Raw genomic sequence first — 22,697 nt, 5'->3', positions numbered from 1 at the left:
TCCTTCCCGTCAGGAGGTGGTGGGGTCCGGGCCGCCCGCCGGGCGCCGCCGACGGCGGATGAGAAGCGCGTCGATCCGCAGCCGGTTGTAGCGCTGGATGAGGATGAAGGGCAGGTTGACGAGGACGCCGTAGGCGACGAGCAGCACCGAGGCCAGCGGTGGGTTCCAGAGGATGAAGAAGGGACTGCACGCCATCGCCCACCAGTGACCGAGCTCGGCGCGGCGGGTCTCCCGGACGAACGCCTCGAGGCCGGCGTCGTCGAGAGTGCCGAGCTCGCGCTTGCTCACCCCGCCGGCGAAGAGGTCGCCGGCCTCGGGGAGCCGGTCCTTCCAGAGATGGATCCGCAGCCGGCGGCGATACCAGCCCGCGTCCTCGAAGTCGCGCGCCCGCAGCACCCAGCCGTCGCGGGCGAGCCGCTGGGGCCCGAGCCGGTGCGCGAGATATCCGGTGGTGGCGTGGAAGGCACCCCACGCCACGACGTCGATGACGACGATGACCGGGAGCGGCACCTGCTGCGCGAGCATCACGGGCTCCGGAGGCGTCGGCCCAGGGTCACGTCGCGACCGCGCCAGCGCACCGTGCCCAGCACATGGGTGAGGACGAGGGACCGGACGAAGACGAGACCGAAGACGGCCAGGGGCAGGGGGAAGAGCACCCACGTCCACCAGCGGAAGGAGCCGATGCGACGCAGCTCGTGCCTGAGGTGCGCGGCGGTGGCTGCCCAGGCGCCCAGCCAGACGGCGACGAGCCACCATGACGCAGCGGTGGCGGCGGACAGCGCATCGACGAGGGCCGAGGCGCTGGCACCGGCGACCGCGGCGTGGCACGCGACCCAGAGCGCGGCGGCCACGGACGAGCGGCGGTCGGCCTGGGTCGCGCCGGAGGCGAAGTTCTTGGTCCAGCCCTCGAGCAGCTGCCGCAGACCACCGGGATACATCCGCATCGCCACGGCTGCGCCCCCGACGACGCACGACACGGGCAGGCCGGTCCTGCCGTAGGCGGCGGCGAGCTGCGCGTCGTCGAGGATCTCGGCGCGGATGCCTTCGTGACCACCGGCGGCCGCGTAGTCGTCCCGGGTGGTGAGCAGGCACGGCCCGAACGCCATGGGAGTGGTCGGGGGGCGCCGGGCGAACAGCCCGCTGCCCATGAGGGAGACGAGGTTGAAGTAGCTCGACAGGTGCTCGTAGGCGTGGACGGGCCGGTGGTGGGGCTGGACGGACAGCAGACCCCGGTCCTGCCTGTGCAGCTCGAGCAGGGCGGGCAGCGCCCCCTCGGCCAGCACGGTGTCCGCGTCGAGGAAGAGCAGCAGCCGCCCGGCCGTTGCCCCGGCGCCGAGATGGCAGGCCCACGACTTCCCGGTCCAGCCGTCAGGAGGCACAGGGGCGGTGAGCACCCTCGCCCCGCCGGCCCGGGCCAGCTCTGCCGTGCCGTCGGAGGAGCCGTCGTCGACGACGAGGAGGTCTGCCAACGAGGAGCTCGAGGGCGCCAGCGACGCGAGCAGCGCGGGAATCGACGCCGCCTCGTTGCGGGCGGGCACCACGATGGACAGCTCCGAGAGGTCGTGCTCCGGTGCGGCGCTGGTGTCGGGAAGGCCCGGCTCGCCGACGATCGGGTCGCCTCCGAGGATCCGGAGCCGAGCCAGCTGGTGACGGGCGAGCGCCACCATGGCCGCGACGAGGACCAGGGCCGTCAGGACGGCCCAGATCGACACGGTTCCGGACCACGAGGAGGTGTCGTTCACGATGCGGTCCGGCCACGCCCACCGACGAGCAGGGTCATGCCGCCTCGAGGGTGCAGCGCCACCCTCGCCTCGGCGAAGGGGCGGGTCCAGCCGGGCGGCGTCGTGAATTGGTGGCCCGCAAGCAGTCGGGTCAGGACGACGACCATCTCGGCGAGGGCGAACTCGCGGCCGATGCACAGGCGCGGTCCCGCCCCGAACGGGAGATAGGCCCCGCGTTGCTCGATGCCGTCGTGGAACCGGCTCGGGCGGAAGGCGAGCGGGTCGTCCCAGAGGCGAGGGTGCCGGTGCAGCACATAGGGGCTGATGATCGCGAGCGTGCCGGCAGGCACCTCGCGGCCACCGATGAGGTCGGGCAAGGAGGAGCGTCGTGAGATGGCCCAGGCGGGCGGGAAGAGCCGCAGGGCCTCGTCGACCACCGCGCGCGTCACTGGGGCGGCCGCGTCCGCGCCCATGAGGGGCGGCGGGCCGGTGAGGCCGGCCGCCTCCTCGTGGACCTCCTCCTGGATCGCGGGGTGCTCAGCGAGCAGCATGAGCGTCCACGTGAGGCCCGCGGCGACGGTCTCGTGCCCGGCGATGACCATCGTCACCAGCTCGTCGCGGATCTCGTCGTCGGTCAGGCCGCCGTCCAGGAGCAGGCCGAGCAGGTCGTCTCCCGAGGTGGCCTGCCCCGCCGTCGACCGGCGCCGTTCGGCGATGAGCAGGTGGGACAGGGCGTCGAACTCTCGGCGTGCCGCCCGGATCCGACGGTTGAGCGGGGTGGGGGTCCGCGCCGGGATCGGCACGATGGACCGGCCCGCCCGGACGACGAGGACGGCCGCCTCGCTCGTGGCGTCGAGCAACCGGCCGGCATGGGGGGAGAGGTCGGACCCGAAGAGGGTGCGTCCCACGACGTCGAGGGCGAGCCCGGCGAGGAGGTGGGAGACCTCGACCTCCCGGGCGCCGCCGAGGGGTCCGGTGTCCCACGCACGCAGCGCGTCGTCCGTCGCGCCGACCACCTGCTCGCTCACGACGGCGAGTCGCTGGCGGTGGAAGGCAGGTGCGGCCGCGCGTCGGTGCGGCATCCACGAGGGCTCGGCGCTCGCCAGCAAGCCGTTGCCGGTGATGCGCCCCAGGGCGGCGTACTGGACCGTGTCCTTGGTCCACTGCCGAGCGGACGTCTGCAGGACGTGCCGGACGTCGACCGGGTCGGAGAGCAGCAGGGCCGGCACCCCCGGGACGGGGAAGGCGGCGACGTCCCCGAACTCGTCGCGCACCTCGCCGAGGAAGGTCAGCGGGTCCGCGCGCACCTTGGTGAACGCCTTGGCCATGTCGAGGGCGGTGGGCCCGGGGAAGGGACCCGCCGAGAGCGAGCTCGGTGTCGCGGTGGTCATGACTCCTTCGCGTCCCTGGCGCGCGGGCCGAGCCGGACCCACACCGCGCAGGTCGCCAGCAGGAGGGCGAACCCGAAACCCAGGTCCTCGACGGGTGCGAAGACGAGGCGCCCCTCCCCGAAGGCGGTGATCCGCTCGCTGCCCACGATGACGTCACCGTCGTAGCGGACGATGCCGCGGCCGGTGAGCCAGCCGTTGGTGAGGAGCTGGAAGCCCACGACGATGGCGTAGGAGAGCCACCAGGTGCTCGACGACGTCAGCCGCGTGCGCAGGACCCACCGGTCGAGGACGACGACGACGACGAGAGCGACCAGCGTCAGGGCGGTGTAGGTCATGAGGACTCCCGCTGGGGAGCCTCGGACCGACGGCCCTGGGGCGAGGAGTCCTCAGAGGCAGGAGTGAGCCGACCCCTCAACGTCCGCACCGCCTCGTAGGTGAGGATCGCCGCCAGCGGGATGACCACGAAGAAGCCGACCTCCTCGAGCGGGATCCCGGCCACCCGCCACTGCAGCGTCTGGTCGGGATCGAAGTTCCAGTGCCCCGCCCGGGTGGCCCAGAGGTCCCAGAGGAGGAACGGGCCGGCGGCGAGCCCGATGGTGAGGGCGAGACGGCGGACCTGCCGAAGGACGCCGAGGCCGAAGACCAGCTCGAGCGGGATCGTTCCGATGAGGCAGAAGCCGAGCATGGCGACGTAGGACCAGCTGGTGAGGGTCATGCCGACGACGCCTCCGGCGCCCGGTGGGTCAACGGCTCCGGAAGCGGTGTCGTCGAGCTGTCCCCCCGCACGGACTTGAGCATGACCTCGGCGCTGATGAGGCACATGGGCAGCCCGATGCCGGGGATGGTGCTCGACCCGGCGAAGTGCAGGCCGTCGACGCGACCGGACGACACCCGCCCGCGCAGGAAGGCGCTCTGCTGCAGCGTGTGCGCCGGGCCGAGGGCGCCACCGGACCAGGCGTTGAGGTCCTCGGCGAAGTCCTGCGGCCCGATGGTGCGGCGGACGACGACCCGCTCGGCGAGGTCGGGCACGCCGGCCCAGGCTGCGATCTGCGCGATGGCAGCGTCGGCGATCCTCTCGACGGACGCATCGCCCCCACCGCTCTCGCCGCCGCGACCGATGCCTGGGTCGGCCGGTGTCGGGACGAGGACGAAGAGGTTCTCGCACCCTTCGGGGGCGACCGAGGGATCGGTGGCGGACGGACGGCATACATAGATCGATGCGGGGTCGGGCATCGGGTCACCCGAGCCGTGGAGGACGTCGAAGTGCTCCTGCCAGTCCGCGGTGAAGAAGAGCGAGTGGTGGGCGAGCTCGGGCAGCAGGCCACGGACACCGAGCAGGACGAGCACGGCGCCGGGCCCCGGGTCGCGACGCTCCCACCAGCCGTCCGAGTGCTCGCGCAGCTCCGGCGGGAGGAGCTCGGTCTCGACGTGGTGGAGGTCGGCGGCGGCCACGACGAGATCCGCCGGGCGGAACGACTCGCCCTCGTCGCCCCGCACGGTGACGCCGGTGACCGTGGCGCGCGTGCGTCCCCGGCCCCGGCCGGCCTCGGTGTCGATCGAGACGGCGGTGGACCCGGTGACGATGCGGACTCCCTCGCGCTCGGCCAGCTCGGCGAGCCGGTCGACGAGGCGGGCGAAGCCGCCCTGCGGGTAGAACACGCCCTCGACGAGGTCGAGGTGGCTCATGAGGTGGTAGAGCGCGGGCGCCCGTCGCGGCGAGGAGCCGAGGAAGACGGCTGGGTAGCCGAGCACCTGGCGGAGCCGCTGGTCCTGCACGTGCCCGGAGACGAAGGACTCCAGCGGCTGGGTGAGCAGCCGACCCAGCCGCCCCAGCCGGGCCATGACGTCGAGCCGGACGAGCGGGCTGAAGGACTCGAAGGTCGTGTAGAGGAAGCGCTGGACGGCGAGCTCGTAGGTCGAGTGCGCCGAGTCGAGGTAGCGCGCGATGGCCTTGCCCGCCCCTGGCTGGACGCCCTCGAAGGTCGCCGCGACGGCCTCCCGTCCCGAGCGCACCTCCAGGGGAGTCGGGTCGCCCTCGAAGAAGACCCGGTATGCCGGGTCCAGCCGGACGAGGTCGAGCTCGGCCTCCACGGTGGTCCCGAGGAGGCGGAAGTAGTGGTCGAAGACCTCGTTCATGAGCCACCACGAGGGACCCGTGTCGAACGTGAAGCCGTCATGCGCCCACCGGCCGGCCCGGCCACCGACGACCTCGCCCTGGTCGTGCAGCTCGACGTCGAAGCCGTCGCGCGCCAGCAGCGCGGCGCACGCCAGGCCGCTCACGCCTCCGCCGATGACGACAGCCGTGCGACGCGCGCTCACGGCGCGAGACCGCGGACGACGGACACCATGGCGACCCGGTTCTTCACGGATGTCGGGACGCGCACCCGTTGCTGCACGATCGCGGACGCAGGGGTTGCGCGCAGGCGGCGGGACAGCTCGTCGAAGAGGGAGTGCGCGGCCGTGACCGCCACGCGGCTGCTGCGCGGCAGGGCGGCCATCGACTCCCTGGAGGCGTCGAGGTCGGCGTCGATGTCGTCGAGGATGCGGTGCTTGTCGGCCTCGGTCAGCGCAGTCGGGTCGACTCCCGGGAAGTAGCGCCGGCCGCGCTCGTTGAAGTCCTCGCCGAGGTCCCTGAGGAAGTTGACCTTCTGGAAGGCCGCACCCAGACGGCGAGCACCGGTCTCGAGTCCGGCCAGGTCCTGCGGCGTCGGGCGGCTCGCGGTTGCGCTCGTGCCGGCGCTGTCGTCGAGCATGAAGACGCGCAGGCACATGAGTCCGACCACCTCGGCCGATCCGTAGACGTAGTCGACGAAGCTCGCGTCGTCGTGCTCCATGACCGTGAGGTCGGCCCGCATCGAGCGAAGGAAGGGAGCGATGAGGTCGTCGCCGATCTGGCATCGGCGCGCGGTGCCGACGAAGGCGTGCACCACGAGGTTGGGGCTGTAGCCGTCGACCAACCCCTCCGCGGTCTCGGCCTCGAGCCGGTCCAGCGCTGCCGCAGCCCGATGGGGCTGGGACACACCGATGGGGCCGTCGACGATCTCGTCGGCGAGTCGCACGAAGGCGTAGACGTCACGGATCCGGCTCCGGACAGGCTCCTTGAGCAGGCGCGACGCCAGGCCGAAGGAGGACGAGTAGGTCCGGATGACCATGGCGGAGGCCTCTCGGGCGACCGCGTCGTACTGCTGCTGCTCTGCCGACGCCCACTGAGCCGTGTCGTCCCTCTTGCGACGTCCGGGCCTCACGCGACGCTCTCCAGGATCTCGGCACTGAGGAGGGTCAGCTCGGTCACGAGCTCGGCGGGCAGCCCCGACTCGCGGGCGGTGCGCAGCCCCTGGTCGAGGTGGTCCTGCGCCAGCCGGGCGACGAACTCCCTCGACCCGGACTCCTCGAGCAGGTCCCGGACGACGCGAGCCGTGTTCTCGGTGAGCTCCTGGTCGCCGACGTGGGGTGCGATGTGCGGCCAGGCCACCGTGCTGCGGGCGTGGACGATGAGGGTGGTGAGCTTGCCCTCGCGCAGGTCGCCGAGGGCGCTCTTGCCGGTGGTCGACTCCTCACCGAAGACCCCGCGCAGGTCGTCGACGAGCTGGAAGCCGATGCCCATCAGCCGGCCCACGGCGCCCAGCGGCTCTTGGGCGTCCTCCGGCGCTCCGGCCAGCAGGGCGCCCGCCTGCAGGGGCAGCTGGAACGAGTAGACGGCGGTCTTGTGCTGCTGCATCGTCACGATGTCCTCCACCGCCACGTCGTGCGACTCGCACACGCTGAGGAGGACGTCGTCGAGCTCGCCGGCCGCGGTGACGGCGATGGAGTGGTCGAGGAGGTCGAGCAGCCGCTCCGTCATCGGCCTGTTCGCGCCGCAGAGGGCGATGCCGCGGACGGCCCCGGCGAGCGCGAGGTCACCGGCGAGGACGCCCGCGGCGACCCCCGCGGTGAGGCAGCCGTCGGCGGAGGCCCCTCGCTCGGCGGCACGCTCGACGAACGTCCCCGAGACGTTGTGGCTGCCCCGGCGGACGAGGTCGCGGTCGATGACGTCGTCGTGGATGACGAACGCCGTGTGCAGCAGCTCGAGGGCCGCGGCCACCCGGACGACGACGTCATGGTCGCCGCCGCCGTAGCAGCGGTGGGCCGTCAGAAGCAGCTCGGGACGCACGCGCTTGCCTCCGGAGGAGCACCGACCAAGGGCCGACCACATCTCGTGGAAGTCGACGCCGAGGGGCCACGCACGGCGCCCACCGGCATCGACCCATCGGTCGAGCGCTTCGTCGAGCGCGGGGGTCTGACGGCGGGCCATACCAGAAAGTACCTTGCGGACCTTGGGGTCAGACCGGGTGGCTCGACGGGCTGGTGGGCGCCGCTCGCGTGGGCGCCCGGTCACGTGCCTCGCGGCGGCGGCTCAGCCCTCTCGCGACGACGACGGCGACGGCAGCCCCGGACCATCCGGCCACGACATCGACGACGTAGTGCTCCCCGGTGTAGACGAGGGTCCACGCCATCACGGCGGCATACGCGCCTGAGAGGGCTCGCACCCACCACTGCCCGCGCGGCCAGAGGAAGAGGGCCATGAGAGCCGGCACGGCCGCGTGCAGCGAGGGCATCGCGGCCACGGGGTTGCTGTCGCCCTGGAGACTCTCCAGTGCCGTGCCGACCTGCTCGAGGTCGAGGCCCGCCCATCCGTCCGCGGAGGCGCGCTGGACCGACTCGATGACCTGCAGCTCCGCCGCCAGCCAGGGTGGGCTCGCCGGGAAGATCACGTAGACGGCGATCGACGCGAGCGTCATGACCAGCACGGCGGTGATCCACGCGGCGAACCGACTGCGGGCCATGAACCAGACGCCGGCGGTCAGCACCGGCAACGCCACGTAGTGCGTCACGTAGACGAGCGAGGCCAGCACGTCGTACCACTGCGGCTCTGGCCGCAGGAGCAGGTCCTGCAACCAGACCGAGGGCACCTCGCCGAACACCCTGCGGTCCGCGGCGGCCGGCCAGATGATCTGGAGGCCGGCGCCGAGACGGTTGACCTGGCCCTCGTCGAGGGTTCCCCGGGAGAGTGGCGCACTGGCCCACTGGGCGAAGGCGTAGGCCACGAGGATGGGGGACAGCGGGGAGAGGGCGATGAGCAGCTGCGCCCAGCCGGGGCGCTGGGACGCGGTCGTCCCCCGGTCGGAAGCGGCGTCGGTGGTCGGGCGAACGTCGTCGACCGTGGGATCCATGGCACCAGTCTGCGATGGCCCCATGCGTCAGTGTGCCTGCGGGTCCAGGATCTGGCGGACCTCGTCACCCGACTGGAGCCGGTCCAGCGCGAGGTTGAGGTCGTCGAGCGGCACCGAGCGGGAGGTGACGAGCGCGTCAGCGCGAAGCAACCCGGCGGCATACAGGTCGAAGAGTCGCGGCAGGTCGCGGCGCGGGACCGAGGAGCCCATGTAGCACCCGAGGATCGACTTCTCCTCCGCCACGAGCGAGGCAATGGACACGCCGACCTGGTGGCGTGGGTGGGGGAGGCCGGCAACGACGACGCGACCGCCGACCCGCGTTGCGGCGTATGCCGTGGACAGGGCCGCTGGGTGCCCCGCAGCCTCGATCCCCACCGTCACACCGCCGTGGGTGAGGTCGCGGATCTGCTCGACGGCGTCGTCACCGGCCAGGACGCCGTGGGTCGCGCCCACGTCCTTGGCCGAGGCCAGCTTCGACTCGACCGTGTCGACGGCGATGACGGGATGGGCGCCCGCGAGGGCCGCCGCCATCACCGCGGAGATGCCGACGCCGCCGAGCCCGACGACGGCGACGGCCTCGCCCGGGCGCACGACGGCGGTGTTGAGGACGGCGCCGGCCCCGGTGAGGACGGCGCACCCGAAGACGGCAGCGGTCTCGAGGGGCACCTCGTCCGGGACGCGCACGAGGGAGAGCGGTGACACGACGGTGAGCTCGGAGAACGCCGAGACCCCGAGGTGGTGGTGGAGCTCGGTGCCGGAAGCGTCGCTGAAGGGTCGGCGGCCGGTCACGAGCCGTGCCTCGCGGTTGGCTGCCTGGGCCTGGGCGCAGCGCACCGGCTGGCCCCCTGCGCAGTCCGCGCAGTGTCCGCACGAGGGCACGTAGGAGCAGACGACGCGGTCGCCGACCCCGACGTCACTGACGCCCGGGCCGAGCTCCTCGACCACCCCTGCGGCCTCGTGCCCGAGCACCATCGGCAGCGGCCGCGGGCGGTCACCGTTGACGACCGAGAGGTCCGAGTGGCACAAGCCGGCGGCGACGATCCGCACGAGGACCTCGCCGGGCCCCGGTCCCTCGAGGGTGACCACCTCGATCGAGAGCGGTGCCGAGCTGGCGAACGGCTGGTCGGTGGTCGAGTGGCGCAGGACCGCCGCTCTCGTCGTGATGCTCATGCGCCCACTCTCCCCGACTCCTCCCGCTGGCGCAGTGTGCGGTTGGCACACGCGGGGCTCCGCCCAGTGGCACAGTGGGGCGATGGTTGAAGGGGAGGTCGCCGGACTCGTTCTCGCGGCGGGTGCCGGACGGCGCATGGGTGGTCCCAAGGCCCTGCTCCGTCTCTCGCCGACCGGGCCGTCCCTCGTCGAGACGGCGGTCACCCGCCTGCGTGAGGCTGGCGTGACCCAAATCCACGTCGTCGTCGGCCACTCGGCCGCGAGCGTCCGGCAGCGCGCCGAACGCGTCGGCGCCGTCGTCGTGGAGGCCGAGGACTGGGACGAGGGCATGGGCGCCTCGCTGCGCTGCGGGCTCGACGCGCTCGAGCCCACCGATGCGGCAGCAGCCCTCCTCATGCTTGTCGACCTCCCCGACGTCGGGTCCGACGTCCATGCCCGCCTCCTGGGCGCTGTCGAGGACGAGGAGTTGCGTGTCGTCCTGGCGCGGGCGGCCTATGACGGGCGGGCCGGGCATCCTGTGCTCGTGGGACGCGACCACTGGCGGCTGGTGCGGAGCCACGCCGTCGGCGACCAAGGGGCACGGGGGTACTTCGACGCCAACGCTCCCGAGCTCGTCGAGTGCGGGGACCTCGCCACGGGCCGGGACATCGACCGCCCCGGAGACATCTGACGCGCTCCTCGGATCTGCGTGTTCGCTTGCAGCAGAACGGAATTCGCTCCCGCAGGACTTGATCATAGAACTCATGTTCGAGTAATATGGGGTCATGGAAAGCACCGCTGCGACCGCCGCTCTGGAGGGTCGGTATGCCGCGTTGTCTGCTTCCGCTTCCACGTTGAGTTCCGAGGAGCTGCTCGATGTCATCGAGTCGGCGCAGCGGGAGAAGGATGCGGCGTCGGCGCGTCAGGCGGTGGCGTTGGCGCACCTGTCGGCGCTTGACTCGCACGTGCAGGAGGACGGCACGTCGGTCGAGGTGCACCACGGGTTGGGGTACCAACGGTTGGATGCCCCGGAGCTCGCGGCGCCCCGGTTGGGGTGTTCTGTGCATGTCGCGACGAACCGGGTCCTGGACGCGATCCGTCAGCTGACCCGCACCCCGGCCGTGGTCGACGCGATGGCCGCGGGTGAGCTGGATGAGCAGCGGGCGCGGGTCGTGACGGAGGAGACCGAGTTCCTGTGCCCGCAGTCCGCGGCTGAGGTCGTGGACCGGGTCAAGGACGTGTGGGGGCAGCTGACGACCGGCCCTTTGCGGCGGCTGCTGGCGCGCACGGCGGCGCAGGTCGACCCGGACGCGGTGACCGCGCACGCGCAGGACGAACGGGCCCGGCGCGGGCTCACCCGGCGCACCGGGGTGCATGGCACGGACCACTGGCGGGGGGACTTCAAGGTGGAGCAGGCCCGGACCGCGTGGGCTGCGGTGACCGAGCGTGCCCGCCAGCTCGTGCGGGACAAGCAGGCCGACTCCCTTGAGCTCGCTCGGGCCGATGCGGTGATGGAGCTGATCCTCGAACATTCCGACGTCAAGGTCGTCGTCCACATCACCCGCGCCGCCGATGACGAGGCGTCGGCGAGTGATTCAGGCAACGCCGCCGCCGAGGATCTCGTCGAGGTCGGTGGGCTCGGTGCACCGGGCACGACGTTCGTGAACCGTGACTGGCTCCAGGCCGCGCGCACCTCTGACCCGGACCGTGACCTCACCTGTGACCCCGGCACCGGCGCGCTGGTGCACGGTGACGTGCCCGCCGCGTTCGCCCGCGGCCAAGACAGCGCCAGACGTGCTCATCGCGCCGCTGAACGCTCGGGCACGAACGTCGTCGACTTCAGCGAGTCCTACCGGGTGCCTGACCCGATGGCCCGGCTGATCCGGCTGCGCGACGGGTCGTGTCGCTTCCCCGGCTGCGCGACCCCCGCACGCCAGTGCGACCTCGACCACGTCCGCCCCTGGCCGGCAGGCCCCACGACCCCGACCAACCTCATGTGCCTGTGCCGACGCCACCACCGGATCAAGCAACGCGACGGCTGGACCGTCCAGCTCCACCCCGACGCCACGGTCACCTGGACCGACCCCACCGGACTGTCCACCACCACCTGGCCGGTCGACCACCTGCACCTGGTCACCGCCGGCCACACCCCCCGCGACCCCAAAACGCTCGGGCGCGCCGCAACCGACCCGGCCGACATTTCCACCACCTTCGAAGAAGAGCTCATCGAGCTCCTCGGCGGACCCGACAACGCTGCACCCCGCGCCTACCCGGTCTCGTTCGACATCGACGGCAACATCTACGGCGGAGCACCACCACGCCTCGACCTCGACCACAGCCCGGGCTGGAGCGGCTACGAGGTCGACTTCCCACCACGGCCACCCCGTCCGCCGGAGCCCATTCCGTTCTGAGGGACCCCGCCCGGGCGCGGACGTGTGACGATGCACGGTATGGAGTTCCCCACTGCCGCCGATCTGCGGCTGGCCCTCGAGGGCACCGGCTACCTCGCCGACGACGAGCTCGCCACGATCGCCTGGCTCGCGACGCGGCTGCACCGGCCGCTGCTCGTCGAGGGCGAGCCGGGCACGGGCAAGACCGCACTGGCCGAGGCGCTGGCTGAAGCCGGTGGTGTTCCCCTCATCCGGCTCCAGTGCCACGAGGGCATCGACGCGAGCCAGGCGCTCTATGACTGGGACTTCCCGCGCCAGATCCTCCACCTGCGTGCGGTCGAGGCCGTGGATGGCGCCGCGTCGCTCGAGGACGTCGAGTCCGGGTTGTTCACCGAGCGGTTCCTCGTGGCGCGCCCCATCCTGCGAGCCCTGCGCGAGGCTCCGGCAGTGCTCCTCATCGACGAGATCGACCGCGCGGACGACGAGTTCGAGGCGTTCCTGCTCGAGGTCCTGTCGACGTGGCAGGTGAGCATCCCTGAGCTCGGCACGGTCCGGGCGGCGACGCCACCGCTCGTCATCCTCACCTCCAACCGGACCCGCGAGGTCCACGACGCGCTCAAGCGCCGCTGCGTCTACCAGTGGCTCGAACACCCCTCTCTCGAGCGGGAGCTCGCGATCGTGAGGTCCCGAGCGCCCGAGGTCCCGGAGGCCTTGGCCGAGCAGGTCGTGCGCGCCATCCACGGGGTGCGCACCGACGGCGAGCTGCTCAAGCCCCCAGGTGTGGCCGAGACCCTCGACTGGGCACGAGCCCTCCACGAGCTCGGTGTCCGCGAGCTCGACACCGCATCGGCCGCGGCCTCCCTCGGGGTGGCCGTGAAGTACCGCGAGGACGCAGCGAGGGTCCGCGCCGCCCTCGATCGGATCCTGGCGCGGTGACCGTGCTCGCGCGGTCGGCCGAGGAGATCCTCCTCGGTTTCGCGCGCGCACTTCGCGCGGCCGGGGTGGCGGTCACCGCCGACCGCGAACGCACCTACCTGCGTGCGGTCGCCACCGTGGGTCTCGAGGACCAGGCAGCCGTGTATGCCGTGGGGCGGGCCACTCTCTGCGGCTCACCGTCCGACCTCGAGAGGCACGACCTCGTGTATGCCGCGTGGTTCGGCGCCGAGCGCGCCGGAGCGGCGCGTCGGCCACGGCAGCGTCCACCCGTCTCGATGGCCGACCTGCTCGATGGTGCGGACCAGCAAGAGTCGGGGGAAGGCGATCAGGACGAGGTCCGCGCCATGGCCAGCGCAACAGAAGTGCTGCGGCACAGGGACATCGCCGCGATGTCCGCCCGTGAGCAGGCCGCCCTGGCGGCGATGTTCGCGGCCCTTCGACCCCGGTCCCCACGTCGTCGGACCCACCGCCTGGCCGCCTCCCCGCGGGGGCGCGTCGACGCCCGGCGCACGCTGCGCGAGATGGTGCGGCGTCACGGTGAGCCCGGTCCGATCCGGCACCGGCGGCGGACCGAGAAGGCCCGCAGGGTGGTCGTGCTCCTCGACGTCTCGGGGTCGATGAACGCCTACACGGACGCGCTGCTCCGACTGGGCCACGTGTGGTGCCGCAGCGCCACGTCGGTCGAGGTCTTCACCCTGGGCACGCGGCTCACCCACGTGACCAGGGCCCTGCACCAGCCGGATCCGGACCGGGCCCTCGTCGCGGCGGGTCAGGTGATCCCGGACTGGTCGGGCGGGACCCGCCTCGCCGACGGGGTGAGGGCCTTCCTCGAGCACTGGGGCCGGCGGGGCATGGCTCGGGGGGCGGTCGTCGTCATCGTGAGCGACGGGTGGGAGCGGGGCGACCCCGCGCCTCTGGCCGAGCAGATGCGACGGCTGCACGCCCTGGCCCACCACGTCGTCTGGGCCAACCCACACCGTGGGCACCCGGCATACGCGCCGGTCCAGCAGGGCATCGTCGCGGCCCTGCCGTACGTTGACACCTTCGTGGCCGGACACTCGATGGCCGCCTTTGCCGAGCTGCTGGAGGTCGTTGCCGATGCGTGAGGTCCTGGCGGAGCTGCGCGAGTGGTGGGAGGCAGGCGAGGGCACCGCCCTCGCGACGGTCGTCGAGACGTTCAACTCCTCGCCGCGACCTCCCGGTGCGTCGATGCTCGTGGGCGCCGACGGGACCGCGGTCGGGTCGGTCTCGGGTGGCTGCGTCGAGGGGGCCGTCTATGAGGTGGGCCAGGACGTGATCGCCTCTGCGACACCGCAGCTGAGCCACTACGGCATCTCGGACGACACGGCATTCTCCGTCGGCCTGACCTGCGGCGGACAGCTCGACGTCTTCGTCGAGCGCGTCGACCGCGAGAGCTTCCCCGAGCTCGGGTCGGTCGCGGACGACATCGCCGCGGACCGACCCGTGGCCGTGGCGACCGTGGTGGCGCACCCCGACCCGGCCTGGGTGGGGCGCCGCCTGGTCGTGCGACCCGACACGGTCCACGGGGACCTCGGCAGCGCTCGGGCGAACGAAGCCGTCACGGATGACACCCGTGGTGCGCTGGCATCCGGCTCGACCGAGACGCTGACCTACGGACCCGACGGCGAGCGGCGCGGCGAGGGGATGCGCGTCTTCGTCGCGTCCTACGCGCCCAAGCCGCGGATGATCGTCTTCGGTGCCATCGACTTCGCGGCGGCGGTCGCGGACGTGGGCCACTTCCTCGGGTATGCCGTGACCGTGTGCGACGCGCGCCCGGTCTTCGCCACGCCAGCCCGGCTGCCCGCAGCGGACGAGGTCGTCGTCGCCTGGCCGCACACCTACCTCCGGGAGGAGGTCGAGGCCGGACGCGTCGACGGGCGCACGGTGCTCTGCGTCCTCACCCACGACCCCAAGTTCGACGTGCCGCTGCTCGAGGTCGCGCTGCGGCTGCCCGACGTCGCCTACGTCGGCGCGATGGGTTCGCGGCGCACGCATGACGAGCGGATGGAACGGTTGCGCGAGGCGGGTCTCATCGACGAGGAGCTCGCCCGCCTGTCGTCGCCCATCGGCCTCGACCTGGGCGGGCGCACTCCGCAGGAGACCGCGGTGTCGATCGCCGCCGAGATCATTGCCCGCCGTTGGGGCGGACGCGGCGAACGGCTGGCCGTGCGCGAGGGCCCCATCCACTCCTGAGCCGGCGGCCATTCTGTGGGTTTCGTTGAAACCTTGTGGAGTGTGACGGAGCAGTGCAGGATCGCGAGTACTGCACACCCGCCCACGGCGAAGGGTCAAGGATGACTCGCATCACGGTCACGGTCGACGGCACGTCCTACAGCGACGAGGTGGAGCCACGGATGCTCCTCGTCCACTACCTGCGCGAGGGGGTGGGAAAGACCGGGACGGTGATCGGCTGCGACACGAGCAACTGCGGCGCGTGCACCGTCCACCTCGACGGCAGGAGCGTGAAGTCGTGCAGCGTCCTCGCCGTCCAGGCCGACGGTCACGAGGTCACGACCATCGAGGGGCTCGCCACGGACGGTGAGCTCCACCCCATGCAGCAGGCGTTCCACGAGTGCCACGCCCTTCAGTGCGGCTACTGCACGCCGGGGATGATCATGCAGGCCATCGACGTGCTGAACGAGAACCCGAACCCCTCCGAGGAGGAGATCAGGGTGGGTCTCGAGGGCAACCTCTGTCGCTGCACCGGCTACCACAACATCGTCAAGGCCGTGCAGCAGGTTGCGGGCCAGGGCGCCCCCCAGAGCTTGACCGAGAGCATCACCGCAGGAGTGCAGGCATGACCGCCGTCGACGACCGCCCCGAGGCCAGGACCGCCGAGATCGGGCGCGCCCGGCGTCGCAAGGAGGACCAGCGACTCATCACAGGCCGCACGAAGTGGACCGACAACATCCAGCTGACCGGGATGCTCCACCTCGCGATGGTCCGCAGTCCGCTGGCGCACGCGACGATCACCAACATCGACACCGAGGCGGCCCGGTCCGCGCCCGGCGTCATCGCGGTCTTCACCGGCACGGACATCGCCGACATCCAGGGTGTCAACATCACCGCGTGGCCCATCTCGGCCGACCAGAAGTCACCGGACCACCTGCCGATGCCGCTCGAGCGCGTCGCCCACGCCGGCGAGATCGTCGCCGTGGTGGCTGCCCGCACCGCTGCCGCAGCGCGTGATGCCGCCGAGCTGGTCGACGTCGACTACGACGCGCTTCCGGCGGTCCTCGACCTCAAGGAGGCAGCGACGGACGCCGTCCTGGCGCACCCGTCGCTCGGCACCAACAAGTCCGCGTTCTGGCAGCTCGACTCCAAGGAGGGCGGCACCGGCGAGGACGTCGACGAGGCGATCCGGCAGGCCGGCATCGACGGGATCCTCATCGAGCGCGAGTACCGCCAGCAGCGCCTCATCCCGGCGTTCATGGAGCCGCGGTCCACGGTCGTGGACCCGACCGGCGAGCAGGTGACCATGTGGTCGGCCACGCAGATCCCGCACATCCTGAGGTTCTGCATCGCCGCCACGACGGGCCTGCCCGAGTCCAAGATCCGGGTCATCGCCCCGGACGTCGGAGGTGGCTTCGGCGGCAAGCTGCAGTCGACCCCGGAGGAGTTCGTCACCCTTGCCGTGGCGCGCAAGCTCGGCCGTCCCTGCAAGTACACGGAGACCCGTTCGGAGTCGATGGTCTCCGCGCACCACGGTCGTGACCAGTGGCAGAAGCTCACCCTCTGCGCGCAGAAGGACGGGACGGTCACCGGGCTCAAGGTCGAGCTCATGGCCGACCTCGGCGCCTATGCCGCGATCGTCGGCGGTGGTGTGCCGGTGCTGGGCGCCTGGATGTTCAACTCGATCTACAAGTTCCCGGCATACCGGTTCAACACGACGAACTACTACACCAACAAGACCTGGGTGGACGCCTACCGCGGCGCCGGACGACCCGAGGCGACCTACGCCATCGAGCGGCTCATGGACGAGCTCGCGGCCGAGGTCGGCGTCGACCCCCTCGAGATCCGTGAGAAGAACTGGATCAGGCACGACGAGTTCCCGTTCACGACGGTCGCGGGCATGACCTACGACTCCGGCAACTACGAGGCTGCGACGGCCAAGGCCAAGGAGCTCTTCGGCTACGACGAGCTCCGCGCCGAGCAGCAGCAGCGGCGTGACTCGGGCGACCCCGTCCAGCTCGGCATCGGTGTGTCCACCTTCACCGAGATGTGCGGCCTCGCACCCTCACGCGTCCTCGGCTCGCTCAACTACGGTGCGGGCGGCTGGGAGTCGGCGAGCATCCGGATGCTCGCGACCGGCACCGTCGAGGTCATCACCGGCACCTCGCCCCACGGCCAGGGGCACGAGACGGCGTGGAGCCAGATCGTCGCCGACCGGCTCGGTGTCCCGTTCGAGAACGTCGAGGTGCTCCACGGCGACACCCAGATCGCCTCCAAGGGCATGGACAGCTATGGGTCCCGGTCGCTCGTCGTCGGTGGTGAGGCACTCGTGCTCGCCGCCGACAAGGTCATCGAGAAGGCGAAGGTCTTTGCCGCGCACCTGCTCGAGGCCAACGCCGACGACCTCGAGTTCGCCGAGGGGACGTTCACGGTCAAGGGCACGGACAAGGGCATCGGCATCACCGACATCGCGCTCGCGACGTTCGCCGGCCACAACCTGCCCGACGGCGCCGAGCCGAGCATCGACGCCGACGCGACCTTCGACCCGGTGAACTTCTCCTTCCCGCACGGCACCCACCTGTGCGCGATGGAGGTCGACACCGAGACGGGGGCGAGCAAGATGCGCAAGTACGTCTGCGTGGACGACATCGGCGTCATCATCAACCCGCTCATCGTCGAGGGCCAGGTCCACGGTGGACTGGTCCAGGGCATCGCGCAGGCGCTGTGGGAGGGCGCCGAGTACGACGAGCAGGGCACTCTCGTCTCGGGCTCCTTCGTCGACTACACGCTCCCCACGTCGGCCGACACGATCAGCTTCATCACCGACCACACGACGTCCCCGGCGACCTCGAACTCGCTCGGCACCAAGGGCGTCGGTGAGGCCGGCACGATCGCCTCGACACCGGCTGTCGTCAACGCCATCGTCGACGCGCTGCGGCCGAGGGGCATCAACGACATCACCATGCCGTGCACGCCCGAGCGGGTGTGGACTGCGATCCAGACGGCCGGGTCCAACCAGTCCGAGCCGGTCCCGGCCGAGGCGCAGCCGCACTTCGAGGCGGACTCGGCCAACCAGGACGATCCCGGCTCGTCGAGCGAAGGAGCAGGCCAGTGATCCCCGCAGAGTTCGAGTACGTGGCTCCCACGTCGGTGGCCGACGCCCTTGCCGCCCTCGCCGAGGCCGGTGACGACGCCAAGGTCCTCGCCGGTGGCCAGAGCCTCCTGCCCGTCCTGCGGATGCGCCTCAACGCCCCCGAGCTGGTCATCGACCTCGGGCGCATCGAGGAGCTGCGGGGCATCAGGGAGGACGGCGACCACATCGTCATCGGCGCCATGACGACCTACTTCGACGCCCTCGCCTCCGACCTCGTGCGCGAGCACGCCACAGTCCTCCACGCCGCGATCAAGGAGGTCGCCGACCCCCAGATCCGGCACCGTGGCACCGTGGGTGGCGCCCTCGTCCACGCCGACCCGGCCGGTGACGTCGGGGCACCGGCACTCGCCCTCGACAGCGAGTTCGTCATCACGGGCAGCGGGGGAGAGCGGACGGTCGCGGCCGGCGACTTCTTCCAGGACCTCTTCGAGACCGCTGTCGGTGAGGGCGAGCTCCTCACCGCCATCCGCATCCCCAAGCACACCGGGTGGGGCGCTCACTACGAGAAGTTCGTCCGGGTCTCGCACCAGTGGTCGATCGTGGCGGTCGCGGCCACCGTCCGCGTCGAGGGTGGGTCGATCGCGGAGGCACGCGTCGGCCTGACCAACATGGGCTCGACGCCGCTGCGCGCGTCGGCGGTGGAGGCGGCGCTCGTCGGAGCAGCCGCGACGGACGAGGCGGTGCGTGAGGCCTGCGCCGCAGCGGCCGAGGGCACCAACCCGCCGAGCGACCTCAACGGCAGCGCCGACTACCGCCGCGCGCTGGCGCCCGTCCTCGCCCGTCGCGCCGTCCTCGCAGCGGCCGGGGGCTGAGCGTGGAGCTCCATCACGAGTTCACCGTCCCGGGCGACATCGAACGGGTCTGGGACACGCTCCTCGACCTCGAACGCGTCGGTGGCTGCTTCCCCGGAGCGACCGTGACCGAGGCCAGCGCGGACGGCTTCGCCGGGACCGTCAAGGTCAAGCTCGGTCCCATCGCCCTGGTCTATGCCGGGTCCGGCACCTTCCTCGAACGCGACGCCGCGACCCACCGGGCCGTCATCGAGGCCAAGGGCAAGGACAAGCGGGGCAACGGCACGGCCGGCGCCACGGTCACGCTTCAGCTCTTCCCCGACGGTGACTCGACGAGGGTCGAGGTCGGCACCGACCTGGCCATCACCGGCAAGCCGGCCCAGTTCGGGCGCGGGGTGATGCAGGACGTGTCCGACAAGCTGCTGGGCCAGTTCGTGGCCTGTGTCGAGAGCCAGTTCGACGAGCCCGCGAAGCCCGACGAACCGGCTGAACCCGTCGAGGACGTGCCTGCAGCCGTTGTGGCGCAACCGAGCCCGGCTCCGCGGCCTGCGCCGAGACCGACCCCACCGGTGGATGATGCGATCGATCTTGGCGCCGTGGCCCTGCCCTCGGCGGTCAGGCAGTGGGGCCCGTATGCCGTGGCCGGGCTCGTCGGTGCCCTGATCGGCTACGCGATCGGCCGTGACCGCGGCTGACCGGCTGCGCTCAGGCAGCGCGCCCGTAGGAGTCCATGTCGTGGGCGCTGCGGCGGTGGTCCGCGTCGTGCGCGGCGGGGTGGCGGTAGTCGTCGGCCCAGGGCGCTGACCCATGGCGACGGTTGCTGGCCTCGAGGGCCCACACGAAGAGGGCGGTGAGGATGAGCGCGGGGATGAAGGGGGCGATGGTGGCGATGAAGGTGCTCATGGCTCAAGTTTGATGGCCCAACACATCCTGCCACGAGTGGCAGGGCTGTCGCTGTAGCACAAGATGCTGCCATACTGTGCGGCATGGCCCTTCGCTCCGTCGCCGTCGTCCTGCAGGACCCCGTCGCGCTTTTCGAGTTCGGGGTGCTGTCCGAGGTGTTCGGCATGGACCGCACCGCCGACGGGGTGCCGCCCTTCGACTTCCGCGTCTGCGCGGAAGACCCGAGTATGCCGTTGCGCACCGACTCCGGCGTCGTCCTGACCGCGCCGCTGGGGTTGGCTGCGACCACGGACGTCGACCTCGTGGCCATCCCGGCCAGCCCCACGGCATACACACCGTCAGAGGCGGTGAAGCAGGTGGTGAGGGACGCCGTGGATCGTGGGGCGTACGTGCTGTCGGTGTGCACGGGCGCCTTCACGCTCGGCGCCGCGGGCGTCCTCGACGGACGCGAGTGCACGACGCACTGGATGCACAGCGACCGGTTGGCGGCCACCTACCCGCTCGCCAGGGTGAACCCTGACGTCCTCTATGCCCACGACGGCCAGGTCATCACGAGCGCGGGGACGGCCGCGGGCATCGACGCGTGCCTGCACCTCGTCCGGTCCGAGCACGGTGGCGCCGTCGCCAACCGCATCGCCCGTCGCATGGTCGTCTCGCCGCACCGTGACGGCGGCCAGCGCCAGTTCATCGACCAGCCCGTGCCGGTCACCGAGTCCGAGAGCCTCGGTCCGGTCCTCGAGTGGATGCTCGAGCACCTGGCGCAGCCGCACACCGTCTCTGAGCTGGCCAGGCGCGCGGCCATGTCGTCGCGCACCTTCGCCCGGCGGTTCGTCGCAGAGACGGGGACGACGCCGCACCAGTGGATCACCGACCAGCGGGTCCTGCGGGCGCGCGAGCTGCTCGAGGAGACCGACCTGTCGATCGAGCAGATCGCCGGCGACGTCGGCTTCGGCAGCGCGGCCCTGCTGCGCCACCACTTCGCCCAGTGCACGGGCCTGACCCCGACGGTCTTCCGGACGCGACACCGCTCCCCGGCCTGAGCCGAGGAGTGGTGTGTGCGTTGCTGATTCAGCGCGCCGCTGTCACTTGGGTGCGTTCGGCACGAGGCACATCACCGAGGCCGAGCGGTTGCCCGAACCATCGATCGCGTAGACCTCGGCGTCACCCCTGCCCTTGAGGTTCCACTCGACGACACCATCCCCCGGCTTCTGGCTGGGCCTGGCACCGTTGGCCTCGACGTACTTGATGTCCGTGTCGACCGCGAACGGGCCCCAGACGGTGGAGCTGCCGTCGTCCTTGACGAAGACGTCGAGGCCGCCGTCCGGCCACACGTCGTCGTGGGCGACGAGGCGGTAGAAGCCGTCCTGGTTCTGGCCCTGGCCACCGTTGCCGGGGGCGCCGGGGACGTGACCGTCCGGGTTCGTCGACTCGACGCACGTCGTGACCGGCGGGGTGGTGTCCCGCCACAGCTTCGACACCCTCCGGGTCGCCTCGTCACCGTGGATGGTGGCGGTCGCCGAGATCGTGTCGGTGCCGAGCGAGGCGGGCTCGATCGGGACGTCGTAGGTGAACGTCACCTGCCCCGCTGCGTCGGTCGCGCACGACGCCGGTGCGCAGACGCCGGACTCACCCGTGTTCGGTCCGGACGAGACGGAGAAGTCCACCGTGTGGCCACCGAGGTCGGACGCCGGGCCCGCCACCGTTGCGGTGACCGTGTGGGCGTTGTCGCTCCCGAGCTCGTTCGTCGCCGTGAGGGGAGTGAGGGTGAACGCGAAGACCGAGAAGCTCTCGCACCGCGTCACCGAGCCGGTGGCGGTGGGATCGCTGGCCGGGCCGACGCCCGTCGCCGTCGCGCAGACCTCGTGCAGGCCAGGGGCGAGGTCGTTGCCGGGTGCGGTCCAGGTGATCGAGGCGGGCCCTGCGGTCGGCAGAGCGGTGCTCGGCGTCGCGGTGACCGGGGCACCGTCGAGCGTCACGCTCAGCCCGGTCAGGGTCGTCGCCGTGACGTTGGTGATGACGTCGGGCAGGTCGGCCGGGTCCGGCACGGCGAAGCAGGTCGTCCCGCTGGCCGAGGCCATGGCGCTGAGGGTGCCCGCCGAACCGCCCCCGCACGAGCTGCCGCTGCCCACGGCGAACGGATAGATCGTCGCACCGGTCGCCACCGAGGTGAGGGCGGTGTTGAACGCGGCGAGGGTGCCGGCGTTGGACTCGCCGTCGGAGAGGAAGACGACGTTGACCTGGCTGCCCGAAGCCGCCGCGACGAGGGTGCTCGCCGCCTGCAACCCGGCTGCGTAGTTCGTCGAGCTGCTGCCGATGCTCCTGTTGGTGAACTGGCCGATGAACCCTGCGCTGAGAGAGTCCACGACGGTGTCGACGTCGCTGCCCGAGGGTGAGGTGAAGCGCTGGTCACCCGCGGCCGCCTGCATGTCCGCCGTGGCTGCACCCGATCCGAAGGCCGCGACCGCGCTCTCGAGGGCGGAGCCGTCGGTGACGACGAGGTCGTTGAGCCCCTTCACCGCGGCCTTCTCGCAGGTGAGGATCGTGCGGGTGGCGTCGCAGCCGAGCTCCGTGCTGCCGGACACGTCGACGACATAGATCCAGCTGGTGCTCGGTGCCCCGGTGGCGATGCTCGCCGTGCCAGACAGGGGCACGTCGACGGTGGTGTCGCCCGCGGGCACGATGAACGAGTCGCCGTCGACGGGTGACGTGATGCTGACGGTGAGGGCTGCTCCGTTGGGAAGGCTCCCCGAGGTCGAGCCGGCCACCGCTGCGGGCACGACGAGGGCGGCGACCGCGAGGGCGGCGCCGCTGGTGAGACAGGCGCGTCGCCGCGCCCGTGGTCCTGTGTTCATGATGTGT

22 protein-coding genes are annotated in these 22,697 nt (G+C 71.6%); 10 read left to right on the top strand and 12 right to left on the bottom strand.

The window, feature by feature from the left end; all coding sequences use genetic code 11:
- Positions 1 to 9: 9 nt before the first annotated feature.
- The 10 genes from ACFQW8_RS04320 to ACFQW8_RS04275 are packed head-to-tail and all read right to left on the bottom strand — an operon-like array spanning position 10 to position 9,492.
- Complete coding sequence (locus ACFQW8_RS04320) at positions 10 to 525, bottom strand: glycosyl-4,4'-diaponeurosporenoate acyltransferase CrtO family protein (protein WP_380085730.1); 516 nt, start codon at positions 523 to 525, stop codon at positions 10 to 12.
- The gene (locus tag ACFQW8_RS04315) at positions 525 to 1,742 is read right to left on the bottom strand and encodes a glycosyltransferase (RefSeq protein WP_380085729.1); all 1,218 of its coding nucleotides are present in this window, start codon (positions 1,740 to 1,742) and stop codon (positions 525 to 527) included. The genes ACFQW8_RS04320 and ACFQW8_RS04315 overlap by 1 nt, the downstream gene beginning before the upstream one ends.
- A complete protein-coding gene (locus ACFQW8_RS04310; protein WP_380085728.1) occupies positions 1,739 to 3,112 on the bottom strand; it encodes a cytochrome P450 in 1,374 nt (457 codons plus the stop codon). The genes ACFQW8_RS04315 and ACFQW8_RS04310 overlap by 4 nt, the downstream gene beginning before the upstream one ends.
- Positions 3,109 to 3,447, bottom strand: coding sequence for a lycopene cyclase domain-containing protein (locus ACFQW8_RS04305; RefSeq protein WP_380085727.1), 339 nt, complete (start codon positions 3,445 to 3,447; stop codon positions 3,109 to 3,111). Before ACFQW8_RS04305 ends, ACFQW8_RS04310 begins: the two co-directional genes overlap by 4 nt.
- Complete coding sequence (locus tag ACFQW8_RS04300) at positions 3,444 to 3,827, bottom strand: lycopene cyclase domain-containing protein (RefSeq protein WP_380085726.1); 384 nt, start codon at positions 3,825 to 3,827, stop codon at positions 3,444 to 3,446. The genes ACFQW8_RS04305 and ACFQW8_RS04300 overlap by 4 nt, the downstream gene beginning before the upstream one ends.
- Positions 3,824 to 5,431, bottom strand: coding sequence for a phytoene desaturase family protein (gene crtI, locus ACFQW8_RS04295; protein WP_380085725.1), 1,608 nt, complete (start codon positions 5,429 to 5,431; stop codon positions 3,824 to 3,826). The genes ACFQW8_RS04300 and crtI overlap by 4 nt, the downstream gene beginning before the upstream one ends.
- Positions 5,428 to 6,357, bottom strand: coding sequence for a phytoene/squalene synthase family protein (locus ACFQW8_RS04290; protein WP_380085724.1), 930 nt, complete (start codon positions 6,355 to 6,357; stop codon positions 5,428 to 5,430). Before ACFQW8_RS04290 ends, crtI begins: the two co-directional genes overlap by 4 nt.
- Positions 6,354 to 7,403 carry a polyprenyl synthetase family protein gene (locus ACFQW8_RS04285; RefSeq protein WP_380085723.1) on the bottom strand — a complete coding sequence of 350 codons (1,050 nt, stop codon included), beginning with the start codon at positions 7,401 to 7,403 and terminating at the stop codon, positions 6,354 to 6,356. Before ACFQW8_RS04285 ends, ACFQW8_RS04290 begins: the two co-directional genes overlap by 4 nt.
- 28 nt (positions 7,404 to 7,431) lie before the next feature.
- A complete protein-coding gene (locus ACFQW8_RS04280; RefSeq protein ID WP_380085722.1) occupies positions 7,432 to 8,322 on the bottom strand; it encodes a phosphatase PAP2 family protein in 891 nt (296 codons plus the stop codon).
- Positions 8,323 to 8,349: 27 nt separating this feature from the next.
- A complete protein-coding gene (locus ACFQW8_RS04275) occupies positions 8,350 to 9,492 on the bottom strand; it encodes a zinc-binding dehydrogenase (protein ID WP_380085721.1) in 1,143 nt (380 codons plus the stop codon).
- Positions 9,493 to 9,574: 82 nt separating this feature from the next.
- On the opposite strand from ACFQW8_RS04275, the gene ACFQW8_RS04270 reads away from it, so the two are divergent.
- From ACFQW8_RS04270 to ACFQW8_RS04230, 9 genes are all read left to right on the top strand, one after another.
- A complete protein-coding gene (locus ACFQW8_RS04270; RefSeq protein ID WP_380085720.1) occupies positions 9,575 to 10,162 on the top strand; it encodes a nucleotidyltransferase family protein in 588 nt (195 codons plus the stop codon).
- A 94-nt stretch (positions 10,163 to 10,256) separates the two neighbouring features.
- The gene (locus ACFQW8_RS04265) at positions 10,257 to 11,882 is read left to right on the top strand and encodes an HNH endonuclease signature motif containing protein (protein ID WP_380085719.1); all 1,626 of its coding nucleotides are present in this window, start codon (positions 10,257 to 10,259) and stop codon (positions 11,880 to 11,882) included.
- Between the two features lie 39 nt (positions 11,883 to 11,921).
- A complete protein-coding gene (locus tag ACFQW8_RS04260; protein WP_380085718.1) occupies positions 11,922 to 12,797 on the top strand; it encodes an AAA family ATPase in 876 nt (291 codons plus the stop codon).
- Positions 12,794 to 13,903, top strand: coding sequence for a vWA domain-containing protein (locus ACFQW8_RS04255; RefSeq protein ID WP_380085717.1), 1,110 nt, complete (start codon positions 12,794 to 12,796; stop codon positions 13,901 to 13,903). The genes ACFQW8_RS04260 and ACFQW8_RS04255 overlap by 4 nt, the downstream gene beginning before the upstream one ends.
- On the top strand, positions 13,896 to 15,011 hold the full coding sequence (locus tag ACFQW8_RS04250; protein ID WP_380085716.1) for an XdhC family protein: 1,116 nt from the start codon (positions 13,896 to 13,898) through the stop codon (positions 15,009 to 15,011). Before ACFQW8_RS04255 ends, ACFQW8_RS04250 begins: the two co-directional genes overlap by 8 nt.
- Positions 15,012 to 15,112: 101 nt before the next feature.
- Positions 15,113 to 15,619 carry a (2Fe-2S)-binding protein gene (locus ACFQW8_RS04245; protein ID WP_380085715.1) on the top strand — a complete coding sequence of 169 codons (507 nt, stop codon included), beginning with the start codon at positions 15,113 to 15,115 and terminating at the stop codon, positions 15,617 to 15,619.
- The gene (locus ACFQW8_RS04240; RefSeq protein WP_380085714.1) at positions 15,616 to 18,105 is read left to right on the top strand and encodes a xanthine dehydrogenase family protein molybdopterin-binding subunit; all 2,490 of its coding nucleotides are present in this window, start codon (positions 15,616 to 15,618) and stop codon (positions 18,103 to 18,105) included. The genes ACFQW8_RS04245 and ACFQW8_RS04240 overlap by 4 nt, the downstream gene beginning before the upstream one ends.
- Entirely contained in the window at positions 18,102 to 18,956 is an 855-nt protein-coding gene (locus ACFQW8_RS04235) for an FAD binding domain-containing protein (protein ID WP_380085713.1), read from the top strand. Before ACFQW8_RS04240 ends, ACFQW8_RS04235 begins: the two co-directional genes overlap by 4 nt.
- A gap of 2 nt (positions 18,957 to 18,958) precedes the next feature.
- Entirely contained in the window at positions 18,959 to 19,630 is a 672-nt protein-coding gene (locus ACFQW8_RS04230; protein WP_380085712.1) for an SRPBCC family protein, read from the top strand.
- Positions 19,631 to 19,640: 10 nt separating this feature from the next.
- Here ACFQW8_RS04230 and ACFQW8_RS04225 read toward each other — a convergent pair whose 3' ends face one another.
- Positions 19,641 to 19,838, bottom strand: coding sequence for a hypothetical protein (locus ACFQW8_RS04225; protein WP_380085711.1), 198 nt, complete (start codon positions 19,836 to 19,838; stop codon positions 19,641 to 19,643).
- 83 nt (positions 19,839 to 19,921) lie between these two features.
- Between ACFQW8_RS04225 and ACFQW8_RS04220 the strand changes: the two genes are divergently transcribed.
- Positions 19,922 to 20,878, top strand: a complete 957-nt coding sequence (locus tag ACFQW8_RS04220; protein WP_380085710.1) for a GlxA family transcriptional regulator — start codon at positions 19,922 to 19,924, stop codon at positions 20,876 to 20,878.
- Positions 20,879 to 20,920: 42 nt separating this feature from the next.
- Here ACFQW8_RS04220 and ACFQW8_RS04215 read toward each other — a convergent pair whose 3' ends face one another.
- Positions 20,921 to 22,690 (bottom strand): hypothetical protein, encoded by a 1,770-nt coding sequence (locus ACFQW8_RS04215; protein WP_380085709.1) that lies wholly within the window; start codon positions 22,688 to 22,690, stop codon positions 20,921 to 20,923.
- Positions 22,691 to 22,697: the final 7 nt, after the last annotated feature.

The organism is Knoellia altitudinis, assembly GCF_042666355.1.
Lineage (GTDB): Bacteria > Actinomycetota > Actinomycetes > Actinomycetales > Dermatophilaceae > Knoellia > Knoellia altitudinis.
The sequence above is the reverse complement of the archived record's forward strand: the minus strand, read 5'-3'. Positions and strand labels throughout refer to the sequence as shown.